19 protein-coding genes, 1 pseudogene and 1 riboswitch are annotated in these 21,200 nt (G+C 36.5%); of the genes and pseudogenes, 10 read left to right on the top strand and 10 right to left on the bottom strand.

Going from position 1 to position 21,200, the window contains the following annotated elements; genetic code table 11:
- The first annotated feature begins 177 nt into the window (after window positions 1-177).
- The 3 genes and pseudogenes from ACR30L_RS11410 (at window position 178) to ACR30L_RS11400 (ending at window position 1,512) form a co-directional block, all read left to right on the top strand.
- Window positions 178-372: a hypothetical protein gene (locus ACR30L_RS11410; protein ID WP_435234376.1), complete on the top strand. Its 195-nt coding sequence runs from the start codon at window positions 178-180 to the stop codon at window positions 370-372.
- Window positions 373-402: 30 nt separating this feature from the next.
- Window positions 403-1,044: pseudogene (locus ACR30L_RS11405) on the top strand (glycoside hydrolase family 5 protein); the annotation flags it as partial.
- Between the two features lie 57 nt (window positions 1,045-1,101).
- The gene (locus ACR30L_RS11400; RefSeq protein WP_435237901.1) at window positions 1,102-1,512 is read left to right on the top strand and encodes a cellulose-binding domain-containing protein; all 411 of its coding nucleotides are present in this window, start codon (window positions 1,102-1,104) and stop codon (window positions 1,510-1,512) included.
- 748 nt (window positions 1,513-2,260) lie between these two features.
- On the opposite strand, the gene mdoH is transcribed toward ACR30L_RS11400, so the two are convergent.
- Both mdoH and ACR30L_RS11390 read right to left on the bottom strand, forming a co-directional pair.
- The gene (gene mdoH / locus ACR30L_RS11395) at window positions 2,261-4,453 is read right to left on the bottom strand and encodes a glucans biosynthesis glucosyltransferase MdoH (protein WP_435234375.1); all 2,193 of its coding nucleotides are present in this window, start codon (window positions 4,451-4,453) and stop codon (window positions 2,261-2,263) included.
- Window positions 4,441-6,024 (bottom strand): glucan biosynthesis protein, encoded by a 1,584-nt coding sequence (locus ACR30L_RS11390; RefSeq protein WP_435234374.1) that lies wholly within the window; start codon window positions 6,022-6,024, stop codon window positions 4,441-4,443. The genes mdoH and ACR30L_RS11390 overlap by 13 nt, the downstream gene beginning before the upstream one ends.
- A 350-nt stretch (window positions 6,025-6,374) precedes the next feature.
- Here ACR30L_RS11390 and ACR30L_RS11385 point away from each other — a divergent pair, with 350 nt between their 5' ends.
- The 3 genes from ACR30L_RS11385 (at window position 6,375) to ACR30L_RS11375 (ending at window position 8,923) form a co-directional block, all read left to right on the top strand.
- A complete protein-coding gene (locus tag ACR30L_RS11385) occupies window positions 6,375-7,163 on the top strand; it encodes an FRG domain-containing protein (RefSeq protein WP_435234373.1) in 789 nt (262 codons plus the stop codon).
- 201 nt (window positions 7,164-7,364) lie between these two features.
- Entirely contained in the window at window positions 7,365-7,964 is a 600-nt protein-coding gene (locus ACR30L_RS11380; RefSeq protein WP_435234372.1) for a DUF4202 domain-containing protein, read from the top strand.
- 418 nt (window positions 7,965-8,382) lie between these two features.
- Window positions 8,383-8,467, top strand: a riboswitch (cyclic di-GMP riboswitch).
- Between the two features lie 84 nt (window positions 8,468-8,551).
- Entirely contained in the window at window positions 8,552-8,923 is a 372-nt protein-coding gene (locus tag ACR30L_RS11375; RefSeq protein ID WP_435234371.1) for a hypothetical protein, read from the top strand.
- Window positions 8,924-9,395: 472 nt separating this feature from the next.
- Here ACR30L_RS11375 and ACR30L_RS11370 read toward each other — a convergent pair whose 3' ends face one another.
- Window positions 9,396-9,569 carry a DUF6435 family protein gene (locus ACR30L_RS11370; protein WP_435234370.1) on the bottom strand — a complete coding sequence of 58 codons (174 nt, stop codon included), beginning with the start codon at window positions 9,567-9,569 and terminating at the stop codon, window positions 9,396-9,398.
- An 85-nt stretch (window positions 9,570-9,654) separates the two neighbouring features.
- On the opposite strand from ACR30L_RS11370, the gene ACR30L_RS11365 reads away from it, so the two are divergent.
- Entirely contained in the window at window positions 9,655-10,386 is a 732-nt protein-coding gene (locus tag ACR30L_RS11365) for a glucose 1-dehydrogenase (protein WP_435234369.1), read from the top strand.
- 195 nt (window positions 10,387-10,581) lie between these two features.
- Window positions 10,582-11,883: a methyl-accepting chemotaxis protein gene (locus tag ACR30L_RS11360; protein ID WP_435234368.1), complete on the top strand. Its 1,302-nt coding sequence runs from the start codon at window positions 10,582-10,584 to the stop codon at window positions 11,881-11,883.
- 176 nt (window positions 11,884-12,059) lie between these two features.
- On the opposite strand, the gene ACR30L_RS11355 is transcribed toward ACR30L_RS11360, so the two are convergent.
- Both ACR30L_RS11355 and nhaD read right to left on the bottom strand, forming a co-directional pair.
- The gene (locus ACR30L_RS11355) at window positions 12,060-12,701 is read right to left on the bottom strand and encodes a PRC-barrel domain-containing protein (RefSeq protein ID WP_435234367.1); all 642 of its coding nucleotides are present in this window, start codon (window positions 12,699-12,701) and stop codon (window positions 12,060-12,062) included.
- A 130-nt stretch (window positions 12,702-12,831) separates the two neighbouring features.
- Window positions 12,832-14,277: a sodium:proton antiporter NhaD gene (gene nhaD / locus ACR30L_RS11350; RefSeq protein ID WP_435234366.1), complete on the bottom strand. Its 1,446-nt coding sequence runs from the start codon at window positions 14,275-14,277 to the stop codon at window positions 12,832-12,834.
- Between the two features lie 574 nt (window positions 14,278-14,851).
- Here nhaD and ACR30L_RS11345 point away from each other — a divergent pair.
- Entirely contained in the window at window positions 14,852-15,823 is a 972-nt protein-coding gene (locus tag ACR30L_RS11345) for an IS30 family transposase (RefSeq protein ID WP_435234365.1), read from the top strand.
- A gap of 169 nt (window positions 15,824-15,992) precedes the next feature.
- Here ACR30L_RS11345 and pal read toward each other — a convergent pair whose 3' ends face one another.
- The 3 genes from pal to ACR30L_RS11330 form a co-directional block, all read right to left on the bottom strand.
- Window positions 15,993-16,532, bottom strand: a complete 540-nt coding sequence (gene pal / locus ACR30L_RS11340) for a peptidoglycan-associated lipoprotein Pal (protein ID WP_435234364.1) — start codon at window positions 16,530-16,532, stop codon at window positions 15,993-15,995.
- A 238-nt stretch (window positions 16,533-16,770) separates the two neighbouring features.
- A complete protein-coding gene (locus tag ACR30L_RS11335) occupies window positions 16,771-17,043 on the bottom strand; it encodes an EF-hand domain-containing protein (protein WP_435234363.1) in 273 nt (90 codons plus the stop codon).
- Window positions 17,044-17,435: 392 nt separating this feature from the next.
- Window positions 17,436-18,563, bottom strand: a complete 1,128-nt coding sequence (locus ACR30L_RS11330; RefSeq protein ID WP_435234362.1) for a M14 family metallopeptidase — start codon at window positions 18,561-18,563, stop codon at window positions 17,436-17,438.
- Window positions 18,564-18,860: 297 nt separating this feature from the next.
- Here ACR30L_RS11330 and ACR30L_RS11325 point away from each other — a divergent pair, with 297 nt between their 5' ends.
- The gene (locus ACR30L_RS11325) at window positions 18,861-20,495 is read left to right on the top strand and encodes a putative bifunctional diguanylate cyclase/phosphodiesterase (RefSeq protein ID WP_435234361.1); all 1,635 of its coding nucleotides are present in this window, start codon (window positions 18,861-18,863) and stop codon (window positions 20,493-20,495) included.
- Window positions 20,496-20,569: 74 nt separating this feature from the next.
- Here the strand turns inward: ACR30L_RS11325 and ACR30L_RS11320 are convergent, their stop codons facing one another.
- Both ACR30L_RS11320 and ACR30L_RS11315 read right to left on the bottom strand, forming a co-directional pair.
- Window positions 20,570-20,725, bottom strand: coding sequence for a hypothetical protein (locus tag ACR30L_RS11320; protein WP_435234360.1), 156 nt, complete (start codon window positions 20,723-20,725; stop codon window positions 20,570-20,572).
- 84 nt (window positions 20,726-20,809) lie between these two features.
- The gene (locus tag ACR30L_RS11315; RefSeq protein WP_435234359.1) at window positions 20,810-20,980 is read right to left on the bottom strand and encodes a hypothetical protein; all 171 of its coding nucleotides are present in this window, start codon (window positions 20,978-20,980) and stop codon (window positions 20,810-20,812) included.
- Between the last annotated feature and the right edge of the window lie 220 nt (window positions 20,981-21,200).

Below are 21,200 nucleotides of genomic sequence, written 5' to 3'. Positions count from 1 at the left end.
GGCATTGATGCCGCTAATTAAAGTAGGTTAATTGATTTAACATATAAAATAAATAAATTACTAATCAAATGATAGGCATGCAAATTGCTGAGTGCTACTGCTAACTGAGAATATGCGGTCTGATTGCAATTTATTCAGTTGGCATTACCCCAAATTTTTAAATTAAAGGAGAGCACAATGCGTTATTTTTCAAACCAAAGCAAAAAAGGATTATTTAAGAAAAGCGCCTTATCTGTTGCATTATTTCTTGGTACAGCAATGGCTGCCAATGCAGCGGTTGAACCATTAACTGTGAGTGGAAATCAGATTTTAGCAGGTGGTGAAAGTACCAGTTTTGCTGGTTTGAGTTTGTTTTGGAGTAATACAGGGTGAGGCGGTGAAGACTTTTATACTGCCGATGATGTAAACAGTGCGAAATTAGAGTTTGGTGCAACCATAATCCGCGCAGCCATTGGTCATGGCAGTGATTTGAGTGGCAGCTTAAATTACGATTGGGATGGCAATATGGAGCGCTTATATACAGTTGTTGATGCTGCGATTGCAGAAGATATGTATGTCATTATTGATTTTCATAGCCACAGTGCAGATACCGATCAAGATACTGCCATTGCATTTTTCGAAACCGTTGCAACTAAATACGGTGACTACGATAATGTTATTTATGAAATTTATAATGAACCGTTAAGCATTTCTTGGTCTGATGTTATTAAACCCTATGCAGAAACGGTTATCGATGTTATTCGTGATATTGACCCTGATAATTTGATAGTGGTTGGCACACCGACTTGGTCGCAAGATGTCGACACGGCGTCAGAAGATCCTATTGATGGTGTTAATATTGCTTATACACTTCATTTTTATGCAGGCACACATGGGCAAAGTTATCGTGATAAAGCACAAACGGCGTTAGATAATGGTATTGCTTTATTTGTCACCGAATGGGGAACCGTTAATTCTAGTGGAGATGGTGATGTAGACACCGAAGAAACAGCAGAATGGATGACATTTTTAAAAGAGAACAATATTAGTCATGCAAATTGGGCGATAAATGATAAAGATGAAGGTGCTTCTTTATTTACCGTTGACGGAGACTGGTATTCATTGACAGACTCTGGTGAAGTTGTTCAAGAGATTGTTCAAAATTGGGATAGCAGTACCGATAGTGTTGAGGATTCAACTGACAATGAGGATACAAGTGATAGTGATACAGATTCTGTTGACAGTGACGATACAACGGATAGTGACGATACCACAGATAGTGATACTACGGCCGATAGTTCTGATACCTTTGATACCGTCGACAGTGATGATTCAAGTAGTACCAGCATAGACTGTAGTGATATTAATACTTATCCGGATTGGGTGAGACAAGACTATGCCGAAGGGCCTTATACACATAATAACGCAGATGATGCAATGCAATATAATGGTAATGTTTACAGTGCAAATTGGTATACAAATAGTGTCCCTGGTGATGATGCTTCTTGGACGTTAACCGGTAGTTGCTTTTGATTACACCAATTATAATAATACCAATCGTAATAATTAGCTGATCTATTTTTCTACGCAAAATTTAGATCGCATATTTAATTAAATTGCTTTAGCCCGGTACAAATAAGAATATCTCGAACCTTTTATTAATATGTTTAAATAATAAAAGGTTCGAGTCTGTTATTTGTATTATTAAAAGATATACCCGTTACCATTCAAGATGCAGAAATCAGCAAGACGAGAGGTGAGCAGACTCTAGTCATAAAGGTGAAGATCTAACGGGTTAAATCGAAACTTTATAACAACGAAGATGTTTGCCTCTCGTCTTGCCCTGCGGGTCACTAGCTCGTTTCTTATAAACCATGGCAATACTGCGTTATAACATTCGATAAGGACTAGCCATTAAAGATGTAAAGTCTTGTTTTTACATCTACCGATAGAGGATTAACGCAGTTAATCGCTCGAAAGGTCATCATGTTACGCCTTGCCTTGGTATCCGAGCTAGCGACTGATAAACGCATCTTGATTGGTAACGGGTATATAAGTGTCGCGATTTGATTACACGTTAATATTTTGATTTTAAAGTAAAATATTTTTTTAACTTTATATTTGTCGCTATTTCATAACAAAAACGATTTGGTTAATCATTAATAGCGTCATTAAATAATAACTTCCATTCATTAATGTGGTAATTATTGTACCGTGATTGATAAACATACAATGTTATATCAATCGTAACAATTAGCGGATCTATTTTCTTACGTAAAATTTAGAACACATCTTTAATACAGTCGGTATTATTTTTATTATTAGGCAAACTAGCGAGTGCATTAAATAGTGCCGGAGTAGAAAGCACAACGGATTGTTCAGGCTTATTTAAAAATTCCACCGCTTCATTGACATTTATTGCTTCGCGTATTTTCATCGCAGCGGTCGCTTCAACTGCATTTACTTTTCCTCGTGGGCGTGATGTTATACGATCAATTAATGCTAAGTGGATAGCGTGCCATTTAGGATTGCTAGCCATCTCTGCTAAGTTCGGTGCATCGTCGATAGCTTTTTCATAAGTCACTTTCATTTCATCCATTGCTTGACGAATTGCAGGACGCTCGGTTTCATTTTGTGTTGATAAAATTTTCCATTTCTTCACTCGCTCTCCAATTCCCCAAGCGCTAGTTAGCATCGATAATGGTACTGAAAATAGCATGCCGGCAATGGCGGGTGATAACCATGCAAGTAAAGCTAGTGAGTTAAAATATGCCGCTGTTAGTAAAAATACACCCACTGTCATATGCCAACGATGTCTGTAAATTAATGATTTTAACGGTAAGCTACCATCATCTCGTCGTTGTGGACTCCAGCCAGAGTCATGACCTAAAAGAATAGACATAACGGCACCGCTATGAATTAGCATCATTACCGGTGCAATGAGTGCTGAAAGTATCACTTCAAAAATAAAGCTAATAATTAACCGGAAAAACCCGCCGGAACTTTTTCGTAGTTTTTTATTCGCGATATACGAGAGGAAGCCGAGCACTTTAGGGGTGAATAAAATTATCATGGTAAAAATGAATAATTCAAGTGCACGTAACGCATCCATTCTTGGCCAAGAAGGAAATAATGAAAATTCATCGGTAAAATACTCAGGGCGAATAAACTGCGCTTGTAATGAAAGTACTAAACCAGACATGATTAACATAAACCATAATGGCGATGACAAATAAGACATAATGCCGGTCAGTAGGTGTGAACGACTCACCCAATGTAAACCTTTTGCGGTTACTATACGGCTATGTTGTAAATTACCTTGGCACCAACGACGGTCTCTCACGGCAAGGTCAATTATAGAAGGAGGGCATTCTTCATAGGAACCATGTAAATCTGACGCAATAATAATACTCCAACCTGCGCGACGTATTAGTGCGGCTTCGACAAAATCATGGCTGAGAATATGGCCACCAAAAGGAGGCGCTCCCTTTAGGTTGGGAAGTCCGGCAGAAGACATAAACGCTTCAGTACGAATAATTGCATTATGTCCCCAGAAATTACCTTCTTTATGTGTCCACCATGCTAACCCGGTTCCGACAACAGGGCCATAGACACTGGTTGCAAATTGTTGCAATCGAGCCATTAATGTTGTGCCATTAATGAGTTGAGGTATGGTCTGAATAAGGCCTGAATCAGGATCGGCTTCCATGCGTCGAGCCAATTCCAACATGGTATCGGCTTCCATTAAACTATCGGCATCTAAGACGAGTAAATGATCGTAGTCCTTGCCCCAACGCTGACAAAAATCAGCCACATTGCCTGCTTTTCTTGCTGTGTTTTTATGACGACGACGATAATAAACATTCGTCGTTTTACCAATGCGTTTACGTAATGTATGGAAACCCGTTTCTTCCTTTAAGGCGATGTCGGGATCGGTTGTGTCACTAATAATAAACCAATCAAATGCTTTATTTTCACCACTTTCTGCAATCGCGGCTGCCATGACTTCAATAGACGCAAAAATGCGATCCGGTTCTTCATTGTAAGTCGGCATTAATACCGCTGTTTGGCCGACGAGTTTGGTATCTAATCGTGATGGTGGCGAACGACGTTGAGCAATAACTAAAAAGAAACCTACAATAGAACCGCAAAATGCAATGGTAATCCAGCTAAAAGTTAGACCAAAAAGTACAATTATGATGTATTCGATAAAGGTCATTTCCCCAATAGCAAATACACTCCACATTTCATTAATGCCAAAAATAGACAGTAATAATGCAGGTCCAAGTACTAACCAGCGACGCCATGATTGCGATTGGCAGCCTTTCTGGTTAATGGGGCGACGGACTGACTTACTGTTAAATTGTTTCAACGATTGTGGGGGCATATCACCCTGGTGTTCTGGTGGCATACCCGATTCAATCGTTGATGATTTTTGTGCGTCGGGCTCGCTATTAGGATTTACTCTGTCCACTGGTACATCCAGCTTTCAGCTTTTCGACCATCGGTAAAAGTCAGATCCATGCGCAGTTCAATCAATTTTTGGTCCAGTGGATCGAGTTCGAAGGTCACGCGATATCCCCCGTTTTGTTTATTCTCGTTTACCACAATATTGTGAATTTCACCCGCTGAATTTTTAATCGTAACAGTCGGTTTTTGTTTGACAATATTTGTTAATGGATTTGGAAAGCGGTAATCAATAACGAATAAGCGTTTTGGCGTCGGACCATTAATGCTTGCTCGGCCACTACGCGTCGCATCAACAATCGCTTCACCTTTAGCAACGGCAGGTGCATTTCCCCAAAGTAATCGATAGGAATATTGGTATTCAGAACCTGCTGGAATAGTGTCTGCAGGGGACCAATAGGCGACAATATTATCGTGAATTTCTGATTCGGTGGGAATCTCAACCAATACCACCGAGCCGCGATCCCAATTACCCACTGGCTCAACCCATAAACTTGGTCGACGTTCATATTGCGCTTCCAAATCCTGATAATTATTAAAATCACGATTACGTTGCAATAAACCAAATCCTAACGGGCCATTATCCACGAAAGCACTAATCTGTAGATTTGCTGGGTTACGTAAAGGGCGCCAGAGTCGTTCACCTCGACCATTATGTATTAATAAACCATCGGAATCGTGAACACGTGGACGGAAGTCATCCACTTTGTCTCTATCATAGGAAGAGAACATGAACATACTCGTTCCTGTTGCTAAGCCGACTTTATCCAAATCAACACGAGGGAACAGTGTGGCTTCAACATCAATTACCGTATTATCACCTGGACGAAGTGTAAAGCGGTAAGAACCTGTGGTGCTCGGACTATCTAATAAAGCATAAACAACGATTGAGCTGCTATCTATATAAGGCTTTTCAATCCAGAATGCACGAAAAGAAGGAAATTCTTCTCCTTCAGGATCCGCCGTTTTTAGCGCTAATCCTCGAGAAGAAAGTCCATAGGATTGATTTTTTCCTAATGAACGTAAATAACTTCCTCCCTGAAAAACTGCCATTTCATCGAAGTAATCAGGCGTATTTAAGGGATTATGAATTCGAAAGCCAGCAAATCCGATATCCGTCGTCGGCAGTGGCTTTTGCATAACTTGACCCGTTGTAAACATCGTTGAATCATAACTGAGATGCTTAGAGACACCATCTTGTACAATTGCAATTTCAACTGTTTCTTTAAAATAAAGGCCGCGATGAAAAAGCTGCATTTGAAATGGAACGTCTTCGTTTGCCCAGATAGAAGCCGCTGGGTTAAAGCGAATATCTCGATACTGGTCGTAGGTTAGATCTTGCAAGCTGGTCGGCAACGTAAGATCTGGTTTCTTATAGGGCTTTTTGGCTAGCGCGCGCGCTAAATCAGCAACTGTATTGCGATTAAATTTACCATTAACGGTATAAATTGGTTTGGAAGTACCCGCAGCATTCACTGTTAAAGGTGTGAGAAATGCTGTTAGCCCTGAAAATAGAACGCTGATTAAGCCAATTTTTTTCCAGTTAGACGGACGTACAAATAGCGATGAAAATAGCATAAATATAAATTCTTAAGTTATGTTTAAAAATGGAAATAATAAAATAGAAAGATCTCAATTAACTTTAAAAAAACATAAAAGTTAACTCATTATTTCCACAAAGATTGTGATTTTACATGGAGGATACTTATAAATGCAAATCATTGAAAGTTTGAGTGATAATATATTTAAATGATCATAGTTTTGAGTTTACTTTTTTGAAACTAATCATTAGATATCAATAATTTTTATTAGTTCAATATTTGTGTTTTTGTATTATGTTTTGATAAAGCAATTAATCACTTAAAAATGTAATCAAATAGGATTAAGCTAAGATTCTAATATGATATGTATGAGCGTGGGTGTTAGTGATGTCTACAATGCGTGCAAAAAGTTGGTTAGATCTTCAAGCATTATTATTTGCGGACTCTTGGGATGGGCAAATAGGTCGATTTCGTTCTCGACAAGCTTACCGAGGATTATCCGATGTTAATTATTCCTTAGAAACGACACTAATGCGTTTAGGCGGTGACTATACGCAATTAGAACGGCATTTGATTCGTAATTTCAAAAAATATGCGCATCGCAGTATGGTTGAAAAAGATTCTATTTGGCATTGGCTTTCATTGGCGCAACATCATGGCTTGCCGACGCGTTTATTAGATTGGACGTATTCTCCCTATGTTGCTTTGCATTTTGCAACAGAAAATATAGAGCATTATGATCGAGATGGTGTTATTTGGGCCGTTAATTATCTTTTAGCACATCAACAAATACCGAAGCAACTAAGTGATAAGCTAGATGAAGAGGGGGCTAATATATTCACAATGGAATTGCTAAGCGAGTCGGTTAATTCTTTGGAACAGTTAAAAAATTTAGACAACGAAGATTATACCATTTTTGTAGAACCACCTTCCATTGACGATCGAATAGTTAACCAATATGGTATGTTTTCTATTATGCCCGATGCAAATTGTTTATTAGAGAAGTGGTTAGCTAAGCATCCTGAATTATGGAATAAAATAATTATTCCAGCTGAGCTAAAATGGGAAATTAGAGATAAATTAGATCAAGGTAATATAACAGAACGGGTTTTATTTCCGGGATTAGATGGATTAAGTCGTTGGTTGCAACGTCATTATAGTCCTAAGTCATTATAAATTTAGCTAAATAATTCCTGGATTCTAATAGCAATTAACTAAATATAATCCTCTGATTATCATAAGGTTAATGATATTCTTATTTTAATTTATTCGTTAATTGTTAACGTTATCCTTAAAACATAGTTATTATCGGCTTATTGATATTTTCACCTCAAATAGTCGAGGGTGAAGTTACACCCTATCTGCTTGGAGAGTTACATGCATCACACACAGTTTGAACAAGTTATTGGTCTTATTAATGACGTTAATGAAGGCGATCCTAATCAAGAATTCGTCGATGATAAATCATGGCCCAAAGAACGCTTATATTCGGAACGAATGTCTGAGATGTTGATGCGTTTTTATCCTAATGCAACTGATTTGTTAAAAATAGCAGTCCATGGTCAACATATTCAACGCTGGAAGTCACTTCGAAGTGATTATCCTGCAGGTAAACAGGGATATCATCAGTGGCGGACTGAACTTTATACCTTTCATGCCAATCATGTTGCTGAATTGATGACGCAAGCTGGGTATAAAGAAAATGACATTGAGCAGGTTAAAAATGCGGTAGGTAAAAAAGCGATTAAACGAAACCCTGATAGTCAGTTGGTCGAAGATGTTGCGAGTTTAGTGTTTATTGAATATTACATGTTGGCCTTTGCTGAAAAACATCCTGAGTATTCTGAAGAAAAATGGATTGGTATTATTCTTAAAACCTGGAATAAAATGTCAGATAGTGCCCATGAATTTGTTTTAGCAGGGAAAATTGCTTTACCTGCACCTCTACAAAGTTTGATCGTCAAAGCAATTAGTTAGTTTTCTTGTTTTTTAAAATGAGATCGAAGTTTTCGATCTCATTTTAACGCTTTTTTATACTATTTCTCCTGTCAATCTTTCCTGTCTCTTGTGCTGTTTATTGTTTGCGATTATGATGAATTAAATGAAATAAAATTTATGCTCTATTTATATAATAGCAATTGTATTAAATATGTGATCTAAATTTTGCGCTGGAAAAATAGCTTAGTTTGAGGCGAAAGTTGCCACTACCGAGAGATTAACAAGTGAATCCTCTAACGTGAGAATTAATATAAAGACATTAATTCTTTAATGGTTGTTCCCTTAACGAAACTTTCAACAAAGAAATAAATTATTTTAGCCAGCAAAATAGATCAGCTAATTATTACGATTGGTATAATGTGCTAAAGCACTTGATTCAGTTATTACAATATTATTAGCTAGAAAAAGGCAAATTAAGGGAAACCTTAATATGCAAAACCACCGGCCTGTAGACGAATGTTAATAGCAGTGGAGTTGCCGAGGCCATGATACCTTTCATACCTCCTTTTTATTTTTCTTCTGTTATATATACAATATTTCTGAATCATCACTTTTGTGAGGACAAAATGATGATTTTAAAACAGGCCATTTTAATGATTACGCTAGGTTTTTCTGCTATTGCGTTGGTTGGGTGTGGTTCATCAACTTCAAGCAATGATTCAGTCGACTATGCGCAAACTGAAACGTTGGCAGACATTGATAGTAACTACGTTGATCTGCATATTACTTGGTTAGATAACTCTGATAATGAAGTTGAATTTATTATTGAACGACGAATTGAATCGAATGTAGATTATGGCACCACCTATTATGTCGAAGAAAATACAACTTCCTTTGATGATATTGATGTGCAATCGGGTGAAACCTATTGCTATCGAGTGAGTGCTTCAAACGATGTGGGCGTATCACATTCATCTGAAGTGTGTATTGATGTTTAATGCTTTCAATTTATTACTCTAATTTCTTTCCTGAGTTAATCCTAGGGGGATATTTTAAGCTCCTACCGTATGTTAAATATAAACGATAAATAATACCAATCGTAATAATTATCGGATCTATTTTGCTGGTTAATATGGTTTATTTCGTTGTTGAAAATTTTGCAAAGGGAACAATCATTGATATCAGCTATCCCCTCGAACTAAACTATTTCCCTACGTAAATCTTAAATCACGATACTATTAATCTATTTTTTTAGATTGAAATGATTTATACCCGTTAGATCTTCACCTTTATGCCTAGAATCTGCTCACCTCTCGTCTTGCTGATTTCTGCATCTTGAATGGTAACGGGTATATATCGTGTATTACTCGTGAGCCAACCCTTTGTTGATAAGTGAAAAGTGATCGGTGAAAATACAAAAATGAGCTCAATACCTATCTGTCATTTTATCGATTGTGCTTGCTGTCATGATTATTTTGCATTTTCAATCCTTTCAATTTCAACTCTTATCGTTTCTGCTTCGGCTGTAATCATTGAATATGATTTTATATCGCCATTTCGTTGTGCATGCATCGCATTTTCAAGTTTTTGGAAATATTGTTTATTGAGATTTTTAATGGGATCTTTTTTAAAGAATGAAAACATCTGGGTTCTCCTACAGTGAGCATGGTAGTTTATACGTAGGAAAATTATTTTTGGTTCATTCCCAAATGAGATATAAGGAAATAAAATGGATAAAGTCGTTATTGTGACTGGGGGAAGTCGCGGCATTGGTGCTGCAACATCGATGTTATTGGCATTAAATGGGTACGCGGTATGTATCAATTATCGTTCAAGAAATAAAGATGCGGAATTACTTGCTGATAAAATAACCCAGCAAGGCGGTAAAGTATTTTGTTTTTGTGCCGATGTATCTAAAGAAGATGATGTAATTAGATTATTTGAGGCTGTTGAAAATCATTTTGGAAGGGTGACCCATTTAGTCAATAATGCGGGAATTTTATTTACTCAATCACGATTAGTTGATTTAACACTAGCACGGTTTAATCGTGTGATGTCAACGAATATCAATAGTTGCTTTCTTTGTTGTCGTGAAGCAATTAAACGGATGTCATCGGGTGGTGCAATTGTTAATGTTTCATCGGCTGCTGCACGTTCTGGTGCTCCCAATGAATATATTGATTATGCAGCTTCAAAAGGGGCCATGGATACTTTAACAAAGGGGTTATCCTTGGAACTTGCGGCACAGGGGATCCGAGTTAATGCTGTTCGGCCTGGGTTTATTGAAACGGAAATGCATGCGGATGGTGGAGAGCCAGATCGTGTTAATCGGTTGAGTCCAGAGATTCCATTACAACGAGGAGGGAAGCCCGAGGAAGTGGCAACTGCGATTGCGTGGTTATTATCCGATGAAGCCTCCTATGTCACCGGGACTTTTATTGATGTTGCCGGAGGAAAGTAAAAAATAGTCTACACTCTCATTGGTTTAAATCAGATTGCTCGTTATTGTTTTTAGAGACGCTGTTATTTGTCACCGTTGAGTAGCCGTACAGCCATCTTCTAATTATTGACAATAAATAAATCCATATTTATTACCGTGTACCAAATTGTTTCTCGATGGTAATGAGTATATACAAATAAAGAATAGGAAATGGTTATGTTTTTTGCTAAAAAAGCACAAAAAAGTAATACAGAACAAGAAAGTATTGAAGCACAAAATACAGCCTTTATTGTTGCAATGAATCGATTTTGTCCAACTATTAGTTTTTTACCTGATGGCACCATTATTGAGGCTAATTCGTTGTTTTTAAATGCAACCGGTTATTCAATAGATGAGGTTAAAGGTAAAAAGCACGTTCTTTTTTGTCCTGATAGTGTTGCAAATAGTACGGAATATAAGCAGTTCTGGCCGCAGCTAGCAGCTGGGAAAAGCCAACAGGGTACATTTTTACGACAACGTAAAGATGGTGAAAAAATATGGCTTGAGGCGACTTATTTTCCGGTTGAAGTTGCTGGAAAGGTTGTCAAAATTGTTAAAATTGCGGCTGATATTACCGCTGCGAAGCAAATATCTGATCGCCAACACGCTGTTTATACCTCAATAGATCGTTCTTCTGCCATCATTGAATTTCTGCCCGATGGAACGATTATTACTGCAAATAAAAACTTTTTAAATACCATGGGATATTCATTGGCGGAGATAACGGGGCAACATCATCGTAAATTTTGCACCGATGCATTTTATCGTGAGAATACAAATTTTTGGAAGGATCTTGAAAATGGTCATTTCACAACGGGAAAATTTGAACGTATTAATAAGTCAGGTGAATCGGTTTGGTTAGAAGCCAGCTATAATCCTGTCTTTAATAGTAATGGCAAGGTGATTAAAGTCTTAAAAGTAGCGGCAGATATTACGCCACGTGTTAATGAACAACAAGCTATTCAAAATGCGGCGGAAGTTGCCTATGAAACGTCGTTGCAAACTGCCCAGGCTTCCAAGGAAGGGGCTGAAATTCTCAACAATACAGTAGAAACTTCGGGCCAAATCGTCACTGAGGTCGGTATTGCTACTGAACTTATTGACCAATTAAATCTTCAATCTGAAAATATTGCCAAAATTGTTACAACTATTGGTTCGATTGCCGATCAAACCAATCTGCTAGCATTAAACGCGGCTATTGAAGCTGCAAGGGCGGGAGAGCATGGGCGTGGGTTTGCTGTCGTTGCCGATGAAGTGCGGACTCTAGCAGCGCGAACCAGTACCTCTACTGTTGAGATTGAAAAGATGGTGGCACAGAACAGTCATTTAACACAGAAAACAAAATCAAGTATGGATAATGTCAGTCATCGTTCAGCTGAAAATGCATTATTGATTGATAAGGCGTCAACGATTATTGATACCATTCAAAAAGGTGCTGAACATGTTTGTGCAACGGTTAGTCGGTTAATTAAAACGTAAACAAATAAGATAAAATTCGTTAATTATTTGCTTATCTTTGTTTGTTAAAATGAATTTTTAATTAATGGAGTAGGCTAAGCATCAATCAAAATATAATGTGTACGCGCTAGTCAAAAGGAGACGGTTAAAGCGGGTGTCTTTTGATCTACAGCGCATACATTTATTATTGATATTTTTTACTTCCAAGCTCTCTTAATATTAACTTCGGGTAGTGCTTCCGTTTCTGCTTCTTCAATCGATAAGACAACAGCATCTGGTTCAAATGACATAATATATGCACGTGGTATTGCAATCGTTTTGTTACCGAATATATGGCCTTTTCTCATTATTATATGGGAGATTAGATCAGTTTCAGTATCGATTAATAGTTCATCGATGTGACCTAATACTTTATCGTTTGGATCTTTTACTTTTAATCCTTTTTTAAGCTTTAAGTAACCTTCGGGGATGATTTCTTTGATCACCTGTAGCATACGTTGACCATCATGAATGACATAGGGAAACAACGTATAATAATTGGTTATGCTTTGATCTGCGCCGCTAAATACGAAATCGACTTCTTGAGGTGGTACGCAAACAAATTCTTTTTTAATAAATTGAGGATAAGTGTTTAATTCTGCCGCCGTTTTATTAATTGAAATTACTGAGTCTGAAGTATATTCAATGATATTCAATGGGATGATTAATTGTAAAAGATTATGCTTATTTTCAATGACGACATGTGTGGCCTTTTGTTTTATTGGATCAATCAATAGTTGTTTAATTTCACCTAAATCACCATCTTTACAAATTACTTTCGCTTTTAATTGAATTTTCATAACAATCTCCGACTTTATGTATATTTGAGTTTATTATAATACTTTTTTTATTTTATTGGGCGGAATTGTAAATTTTAAACATAAAAAAGCCGAAGCATAATGCTTCGGCTATTAATGAGTTAGTTATATTTTAAAATAGAGATGCATTTAACCATAAGTGTACAAAGATACTTGCAATATAACCAAGCGCAACGGCCCAGCTCCATTTTAAGTGACTTGCAAAAGTATAAACACCTCGTGCTGTTCCCATAAGAGCAACACCCGCAGCTGAACCAATAGAAAGTAAACTACCACCGACTCCAGCTGTTAAGGTAACTAATAACCATTGTCCATGACTCATTTCAGGGTTCATTGTTAACACAGCAAACATAACGGGAATATTATCAACAATAGCAGAAAGGAAACCGACTAATATATTGGCACCAGTCGCTCCCATACCGACATACATTAATTCTGATGTAACTGCTAAGTAACCGAATTGGCCAAGGCCACCGACACAAAGGATAACCCCGTAGAAGAAAAGTAATGTATCCCATTCTGCACGTGCAATTTTACGGAATAAATCAAAGTTACCAGGATTATTTGAATGCGCTTGTTCTTCAGGTGTTTTGCCTGTCATATCGAGGGGTTGATCACCCATGCTTACACGGTGTTCTTTCTTTTTAAGGTAATAAGAGAACATGCCTAAGTAGCCAAGGCCTAACATCATGCCCGCTGCTGGTGGAAGATGTAAAAAGTTATGGAAAGAAACGGCTGTGATAATCGTTAGGATAAAGAATAGGATGATACGCTTTGCACCTAGCTTCATTTTAATAACTTGATCCATTGCTTCTGGGCGATCTTGGCTTACGGTAAAGCTCATAATCAATGCAGGAATTAACCAGTTAACTAATGCAGGAATGAAGATAGCAAAAAACTCTGCGAATTCTATTTTACCCTTTTGCCAAACCATTAATGTTGTGATGTCACCAAATGGAGAGAATGCACCGCCAGCATTTGCTGCAACAACCACATTAATACAAGATACAATAACGAACTTTTTGTTTTTACCGCCAACAGCCATCACTACGGCACCCATTAGTAGGGCCGTTGTAAGGTTATCTGCGAGTGGTGAAATTAAAAATGCAAGCAGACCCGTTACCCAGAATACAACCCTAAGAGTGAATCCACGACCTACTAACCAAGAGCGTAACGCTTGGAATACATTACGTTCATCCATCGCATTAATATAAGTCATTGCCGCCAGTAAGAATAAGAATAATTCTGCATACTCGATCAGGTTTGCTTTAATGGCTTCATGTGGTGTATGAATATCACCAATTGTTTGATAGGCAAGGGCAACTAATACCCAAATTAAACCGGCAGCGAGTAAAACAGGTTTACTTTTACGCATATGTAGTTGTTCTTCGAAAATAACTAATGTGTAGGCACCGACGAAAAGTAACAAACCAATGATGCCGTAAAATGTTGTAGTAAGATCGATGAATTCAGAGACGCCTGCATCTCCTCCGCTGTTGGCTATTGCAGGTACCGCAGCACCAAAAAATAGGGATAGTCCCAGTAGAAGTTTTTTCACAAGCTTTCCTTTTCATTAAATTGATTAGAACGAGTTAAATTTCACTAACTGTGGCCGGATTTTACAGATTAGTCAGTTATTGGATATATATAGTATTTTAAAAAATGAGTTTTTGATTTGATCTCGCTCATTTATTAATACTAATAGCCACCCATTAAGCGGTTGTTTTATCATACACATCTTAATGTTTTTTTAGAATCTCATTTATTTTGTTGCTATAACAATGAGTTATTTAATATATTTAAAAGATGTTTGTTTTTTTTGGTAAATCTAGAGAATATATTTATTAATAATTTTACTAAAACTTTATCCATTAATACTACAATATCACAAATTAATAATAAAAATTGCTTACTGATTATGAACAAAATAGATTTAAGATAATAGGCTTATTGTTGCGGCAATATGATAAATTAAAAAATTCAGTTGTTATAACTTTTTCATTTATTTTAATTGTTTAGGAAGTGAATTTAATGAGGCTTAGATTCAAATAGTAAGTGCATAACTTGAATAGGTAGAAAAAGTGGTCAGCTGAATATATGCTAATCGCTTTTCTCCGGCAAGAGATGCAACAATGAAAACATATAATCAACTGACCTATGAGCTAAGATGCCAGATTTATGCATTAAAGAAAATAGGAATAAGCCAAAATAAAATTGCACTGCAATTAAAAGTGAGTCAATCAACTATCAGTCGAGAGCTTTCTCGTAATACAGGAAAGCGAGGTTATCGCATTAAACAAGCCCAATCCCTTGCTCAGGAGCGCCGCTTACATTCACGTAAGGCCATTAAAATGACGAGTAACCTCATTGCATTAATTGATTCAAAGATTTATATGAAATGGAGTCCTGAGCAAATATCAGGCTGGTTAAAAGAAGTACACCGCATTCTAATTAGCCATGAAACAATTTATCTACATGTTTGGGCTGATAAGAAACGTGGTGGTCAATTATTTCAACATCTGCGTAGAAAAGGCAAGGCTTACCAATCCCGTAGTAAGGATAAACAGGCAGGTCGCGGCTTTATCAAAAACCGAGTCAGCATTGATGAACGCCCAACGGTTATTGATAATAAAAGCAGAATTGGGGATTGGGAAATAGATTTAGTCATCGGTAAAGGCCACAGTGGTGCATTAGTGACTATCGTTGAGCGGAAAACTAGCTTTACAGTCTCTATGCGTGTTGACGACAAATCAGCTAAATCAGTCACCGCTGCGACGATTGCTTTATTACAACCTTATAAAAAAGCCGTACATACGATCACAGCAGATAATGGTAAAGAGTTTGCTTACCATGAAATGATGAGTGAATACTTAGACTGTGGTGTTTATTTTGCAGATCCTTATTGTTCGTGGCAACGAGGTTTGAATGAAAACACGAATGGGTTATTACGACAATACTGGCCAAAAGCAACAGACTTTAAAAAAGTATCGCAATCAGAAGTTGAAGATGTAATAGTGCAACTGAATGATAGACCAAGGAAAAAGCTAAATTACAAACTACCAGCCAAATTAATGGCTGAACACATGGCAGCTATAGCTGCTTAGTGGTTATGCACTTCAGAGTTGAATCTGCGAGGTTATTGACAATACTCTAATAAATAAAATAGTGAACCAATCGTTATTGAGTTATGAGCCGTGAGGATAGCAGAGCGGTATACAAGTGTAGAAGGTAAAATGTGGCTATGTGTATAACCACATTTTAGAATAATGAGATTTAGAACACTAATTCAACACGACGGTTTTGCAACCATGCTGATTCATTATGTTCTGGGTTAACAGGTTTTTCTTCACCGTAACTCATGGTATTTATTTGACTAGAGCCAACACCCATATTTTCTAAGTAAGTTGCAACGGCTATCGCACGACGCTCACCAAGTGCGATATTGTATTCTGGTGTTCCTTTTTCATCTGCGTAACCCTCAACAGTAATCAGTTTATCTGAATGGTCTTTCAAGTAAGCTGCATGAGCAAGCAAAATAGAGGTAAATTCTGGTTTAATCATAGATTGATTAAAATCGAAATTAACACGATGTTTTAGAATGTCTTCGCCGTATTGTTGTACCATTAATTCTTCAGCTGTTAATGGTTGAATAACCTCTGCTTCTACGGTTTCTTCAACCACAGGTTCAATCACTTGTGCTGCAACTTCTTGAGTTTCAGATTCAGTATCAATTTGTGCGGTTGAGCTACATGCACCTAATGCAAGCATTGGTAGAGCGATTAATAAACTTTTTGAGATATTACTTAAATTCATCTTAGTTCCTTGTTGTTTTAATTATTTCTTGTTAAATATTTTAATTATTTCTTGTTAAATAAAGAGAGCAGGTTAGTTATTGGTTTAATAGGCTGCTTCTCTAAAATAATACGACCTGGTATGGAGTTGGTGGCATTACTTGTTGTCAATAAAAGAGTAAAGCTGGCGTATATATAATGCTCAGGCTTTACTCTGTTAAACCATCAATACCTATTGGTATTGAAAGTAAAGCTGAATATTATTCACTGAAACTGCTGAATTCATCTTCAGAAAGATCGCCATTTTGATCAATATCAAGCGTCGTAAAAGCAATTGATAAAGCTTCGTTAGTTGCTGCTTCATTTAAGCTGATAAGACCATCTTGGTCTACATCATAGGTTTCAAAACTTGTTTCAACTGCAGCTGTTTTTAATCCTTCAACCGATGTAGTCAGATCAACAGGTGAAGTTTCGTTTGCAGAGGCGAATGAAGAAAAAGCGATTGTAAGTGCAAGGATAAGTGTCTTATTCATAATAATGCTCCAGTTTAAGTTAATGTATAAAATCTAAAATTACAAAATTTACAAATCTCGTTATCGATTAACGATATTTGTAATAAAGCGATAACTGTGCCACTTTTTAATATTCCTTGTAAATCAGTTGGTTAGGATTTATCTTGTGTTTTTTTAAGGTTTTAAATAGGATGAATGTCGTTATATGCAGACAGATGTGGTGTTGGGTGTGAATAAACCTTTTAATATCAATTGGTTGTGTGGTCTTTGTTTAGCGACGAGGGGTTTTAGGTTGTGATAAAGCGTGTTTGTGGCTATTTGAGAATGAAATTTACCCGTTGTATTTCTGATGTTGATTAACAGCATAATAAAACGGGGAAATTGCTAGATTGTTAATTTAGTCATGATTTGACTTAACGTAATTCATCGACGACCGAAAGTATAGCAATAAGAGAGGCTTCACCGAGTTTAACTGAGCGTTCAGGTGACCATCCCATCGTTGAATCTGGTAAATTTGCATTATCTTTAAAGGGCATTTCAAGGGTGTTCGCTAAGCAATTAAAGGTTTCAGCGACCCAGTTGGTTGCAACGGTCATATTGCCTTCACCCGGAGCATCAATGTCATAGCCTTTTTCTGATTGAAAGTCTGCACTTGCTAATTTTAATACGTCTGAAAATTTTTGATGTAATGAAGCAAGACGCTCGTTGTAACTTGGCGTGCCTTCTGAACCAGAAAGAAAGACATAAGGTAACGCTTCATCACCATGGACATCATAAAAAAGATCAACGCCGGTTGCTTTCATTTTATTGATCACATGAAAGACTTCTGGGCTTTTTTCTAAACTGGGTGTTTGCCATTCTCGGTTTAAATTTATGCCTGCAGCGTTAGTACGAAGGTGTCCACGTACACTACCATCGGGATTCATATTTGGTACGATATAGAAATTAGCTTTATCAAGTAATAATTTTCCGGTTGGGTTATCACTATTTAATAAACTATGTATTAAACCATCAACTAACCATTCTGCCATTGTTTCACCTGGGTGTTGACGAGCAGTGATCCAAATATTGCGCTTACTTGTGTCGCCGTCGCCAATTTTAACCAAGGTTAGGTCGCGCTGATCGAGCGTCTCGCCTAAATGTTCTAGGCTCACTAAAGGATGCATTTGCACCGCTGAAAGAAGATCTTGATGACGCTCATAACTGTATGGGGCAAAATAAGCAATTTGAATAGTTTCACATTCCATATCTGCAACGATAGTGAGTTTTCCATTTTTGTAAAAAGTAGGGAGGCGGAACCAATGTTGACGATCATAAGAAGCAACGGCTTGATAGTTTTCCCAACCTTCAACATATGATGATTCACCTGCATTGATTATATTAAGAATATATTGCTCACCAACTTCACCTTCTACACGAAAGTTAAACCATTGGAAAAATTCATTTCCTACATCGGGGTTAATCGCTAATTGAATATCTTTTTTATCGTCGAGATTAATAACGTTGATGTTACCTGCATCAAAATTTGCAGTGATACGCATAGCCTTTCCTTTTATTGTATATATGTAATAACAAGAGCATAAACGAATGTGAGCCTGCAGGGTAGTGGAACAAGAAATTATCTGCGAAAAAATGGTACATCAATATAAGGTTAACTGATTGTTTTTTAGATACTTAAAGGGAAATTAGTGAGTGGCGACCGATTCGATAATGATTATTGAATTAAGTTGATTTCAATAATTTTTTCTAGTCATCTGTTATACTGCAGTATGAAATCATTTTTATCGCGGGTGGAAATGAAATCTTATTTCTCTTTTTTCATATTGATGAGATCTGTAATGAAAGATAATACAACAACATTATTAGCTTCCTTAACCGTCAAAAATGGTCTTATTACAGAAAGTAATGAAGCTTTTACGGAGCTGTTTGGTTTTACTGAATCTGAGATTGCTAATCGTGTTCTACGGGATTTATTAGTTTTATCAAATGATGAGAACTTTGTTGATTTAGATGCTTTTTTTAAAGGTGGATATGAACGACCTAATGGTGTTTTTGCAACAGCCAAAATATTCAATGTTTTATATTTTGCTTTGTCCGTTAAAGTACATTGTGTTTATCTGTATGATGATACTTATAAATTATATTTTCGCGTTTCCAATAACAAATCATTAGACGCTATATCTGGTCTGCCAAATGGCTGGGCACTATCCTCGCGTATCGATTATCTTGTCAACGTTAAAAACGTACCTTTAAAGCATCTCGTACTCGTGGTTATTGATGTTGATAACTTTTCAACAATTAACTACCGCTATGATTTTTCAATTGGCGACCAGTACTTGGTTGAATTAGGTAAGTTATTACAAAAAACAGCAAAAGATTATGGATTTGTTATCCGTTTTTCGAATGCTAAATTTGCTATTTTAGTTGAAGATACCTACGCCGCGTTAGCAGGTACATTACTTGATCGTATTAATGAAATTTGCCAAGAGTTATGTGTTGTATTAGCGGACCCTATCCGTGTTTCAGATAATTTACAAATTACAAAATCTTTTAGTATTGGGGTAAGTGCGCCAGGATTTGAATATGATATGCATCACCCAATGGAATTGGCGGCTGAAACGGTTTTAAAAAAAGCCAAAAAATTCAGTACCAATGAATATTTTATTGCATTACCCGATACTAAAAATGAATTTTTAACGAGAAAGTTAATTATTGATGCACTGCCCGAAGCTATCTCTCGAAATATTATTCAAGTTTATTATCAACCCCAATATGATATTTACACCAATGAAATTATTGGGTTAGAAGCATTGTCTCGTTGGACCGATGAAACATTAGGTATTATTGCACCTGATGTTTTTGTGCCTATAACGGAGGATATTGGTTTACATTTTGAATTCGATTTGTGGGTGTTTACGCGGGTTTGTGAACAACTTGTTTCCTGGAAAGAGCAGCAAGTACCCACACCAAGAGTTGCGATTAATATTTCATTTATGACGATGGAGATGAGTACGTTTGTTGAACGTATTGTCGCCATTCTTAAACTTACCGGGTGTCCGACTAATTTACTTGAATTAGAGGTAGTGGAAACAAGTTCTATTAATAATGCAAAGATGATAGAAAGTAATATGGCTGAATTGAAGCAGTTAGGCATTTATATTGCTGTTGATGATTTTGGGACTGGTTATTCTTCTTTAAATTTAATACGTATTCTCCATAAATCTTTAGATAAAATAAAATTAGATCGTAGTTTGATCGATAAAATTTGTCATACACAACTCGATAAAAAATTTACTCAGCATATAGTGGCGATGGGAAATATTTTAGAAGTTAAAGTATTGGCTGAAGGGGTAGAAAGCAAACAACAATTAGATTTATTAATTGAACTGGGGTGTGATTATGCTCAGGGATATTATTTTTCGAAGCCACTTTCTAAGCAAGATATTGAACGTTTATTACAAGCTGGCCTTTAAAGACGTTATTGTTAAAATTTTTGCCTTCTCCCTCAGATAAATAGCAGGGAGAAGACAGAAAGTTCAAAAAATGATTACGATTTTTTCAGCGCTTTTTTAAGTTTTTTGATTTTACCTTCCTGTTTAGCAATTTTTGCTGCTCTTGCTTTAATTTCTTTCTTGATCGATTTAATTGCTTTTTTTGTTGCTTTAGACATTATTCTATCCTTTAACGTTGCTGTAATAGGCATTATTGCCTCTTTGATCCTTATGATTGACTAGGTTAACTTATAATAAAGTTGGTTTAGCACAATCTTGATGGGTCAAATTTAAAATTAATTATTTTTTTCTACAAAGGTACGCATAAATTGTCGGATCTCTCGTGCCGCGCTTGTATCTAAATCTTCACAAAGACGGACAAACTCATCTCTATCTTCACTATTAATGCGAATTATCAACTGACTGTCTTTTTTCTTTGCTTTTTTGCGTTGTTTTTTTTCTGTCATTATTTTACGTGTTTAATTTTTCCTTGAATGTATATACATTGTATATCTTACGGATAGCCAATTTCAATGGGGTGTAGAATATTTAAGCGGTATACTATTTTTGAATTAAGTATTAATAAGGTAATGCATAGAATGGCAATCAAAAAAGATCATGTTGCAATAAAAAAATAATCACTGTTGTATTCATTTCCATTTAAAATGCATTTTTACATTTTGAATA

This window comes from Psychromonas saccharinae, assembly GCF_051201515.1.
Classification (GTDB): Bacteria; Pseudomonadota; Gammaproteobacteria; order Enterobacterales; family Psychromonadaceae; genus Psychromonas.
Note: the sequence above shows the minus strand (reverse complement) of the source record. Positions and strands in the feature narration are given on the sequence as shown.